We start from the raw sequence: 2,057 nt of genomic DNA on the forward strand, positions 1-2,057 counted from the left end.
TCCCTGTAGGCTCCGTCGGCGCATCCATGCGCCTCAGGGTCCCGGCTACCCACCCATGCCGACCCATCCACACTGCGTCGGTGTGCACAGGAGAGCGAGAGCTGCACTACACAGGCACGTTCATCCGTACTGCCGTTCCCTGTTGGCCGAAGTCCGGATTCTGGTAGTGGAATGGAGTCAGACAGATGAGCTGTTGCTTCTGATTTTGCCGAGGCCACCAGCAAACTGTCGAGGGATGGGGTAGGTGGGTTCACGGGACCCTGAGGCGCATGGATGCGCCGACGGAGCCTACAGGGACGTACTTGCGGCGTGTCCCGGCTACCCACCCATGCCGACCCACCCCAGCAGAATCCGGACGAGGATCTTGCTGTTGCTGTTGCTGTTGCTGTCGCTGTCGCTGTTGCTTTCAGCTTCCAAAAAAAACAGGCCCGCTTTCGCGGGCCCATCTTCATCACCATCAAACCCGGCACTCAGGACGATCGTTTTTCCAGCTCGTCCACGCCCAGATTGGTGGATGGGTTGTCGTACACCGACTGGTCCAGCAACCCCGTTTCCTTGGCCACCAGCACCGGCACCAGCATCTGCCCGGTCACATTGGTCATCGTCCGCATCATGTCCAGGATCCGGTCGATCGCGTACAGATACCCGATCGTCTCCAACGGCAGGTTCGCCGCACTCAGCACCACCGTCGCCATCACCACCGCCGTGCCCGGAACGCCCGCCGTCCCGAAACTGCCCAGCACCGAAGCGATCAACACCACGATGTACTGCTCCGGCGTCAACGGAACCCCCGTGTACTGCGCGATGAACACCGCGCACAACGCCGGATAGATCGCACCGCAGCCGTCCATCTTGATGCTTGCGCCCAACGGTACCGCGAACGACGCGTAATCCTTGTTCACGCCCAGATTGTGCGTGATCGACCGCATCGCCGCCGGCATCGCCGCAAAGCTCGACGAACTCACGAACGCCACCTGCATCCCCGGCGCCGCCCCGCGGAAGAACTTCAGCGGATTCAACCCGTGCGACAACAACAGCCCCCCGTACACCACCACAATGTGGAACGCGCAGGCCACGTACAGCGCCAGCACGAAGTTACCCAGCGGCAGCAGCTTCTCGAACCCGTAACTGCCCACCAGCCCGGCGATCAGCCCGAAGGTTCCCAGCGGCGTCATCTCCAGCACGAAGCGCGTCACCTGGATCATGATGTCGCTCATCTGCCCGGTCAGCTTGCGCGCCTCGGCCACCTTGTCGCCCAGCTTCACCATCGCAAAGCCCAGCAGCCCCGCGAAGAAGATCACCGGCAGGATCGACCCGCGCCCCGCCGCCAGCACCGTCTCGCCGGCCGCGTTCACCCGCGTGCCAATCCCCGTTAGCGCGTAGAACACATTCGACGGCACCACATCCATCAGCACCTTCACCACGCTGGGCACTTCGCGCGGCGTATAGCCGTGGTCCATGCTCAGGCTCAGATTGCCCGTGCCCGGCTGCAGGATCGTACCCACCGCCAGCCCCACGCAGACCGCCAGCGCCGCGGTGATGATGAACCACAGGAACGTGCGCCCGCCCAGGGCCGCCACCGACTTCTGCCCGTGCAGCGAAGAGATCGCATTGATCACCGCGAAGAACACCAGCGGCACCGCGATCATCTTGATCAGCGTCACATACAGATCGCCCAACGGACCGAACCATACCTCGGCCGCCGGGCCCAGCAACCACCCGGCCAGCGCACCCAGCACGAAGCCGCCCAGCACGCGTTGCCAGAACGGAATCCGCAACCACGCAGAAACCAGCTTCATGAGCTTTCCAGAGAGAATTCGACAGCTAGGCACCTTAGCCCAACCGCGCCTGCGGAACGAGGCGCACACGGAAAATCAGCGTGTCATCGGCGTGCCTTGCGCCGTTCTGCATAATGAACGCCCGATTCACCTGTGAGATATGCCTGTCCATGTCCCGTTCCACGTCCCTGGTGGCGGCCATCGCCACCACCCTGCTGCTGGGCGCCTGCGCCACCAGCACCCCCGCCGCCACGGCCCCCGGCGCGGTTGCCGTCGATG

At 63.7% G+C, this 2,057-nt stretch carries 1 protein-coding gene; it reads right to left on the reverse strand.

The genetic code is table 11. The annotated features are described in order from the left end of the window. Positions 1–470 precede the first annotated feature (470 nt). Complete coding sequence (locus DBR34_RS14165; protein WP_128097268.1) at positions 471–1,799, reverse strand: dicarboxylate/amino acid:cation symporter; 1,329 nt, start codon at positions 1,797–1,799, stop codon at positions 471–473. Between the last annotated feature and the right edge of the window lie 258 nt (positions 1,800–2,057).

The organism is Stenotrophomonas sp. HMWF003, assembly GCF_003061285.1.
Taxonomy (GTDB): Bacteria; Pseudomonadota; Gammaproteobacteria; order Xanthomonadales; family Xanthomonadaceae; genus Stenotrophomonas; species Stenotrophomonas maltophilia_AP.

Bases quoted from the DNA above. Each gene is read 5' to 3' on its own strand.
- DBR34_RS14165 (WP_128097268.1), bottom strand. From the start codon at position 1,799: ATGAAGCTGGTTTCTGCGTGGTTGCGGATTCCGTTCTGGCAACGCGTG.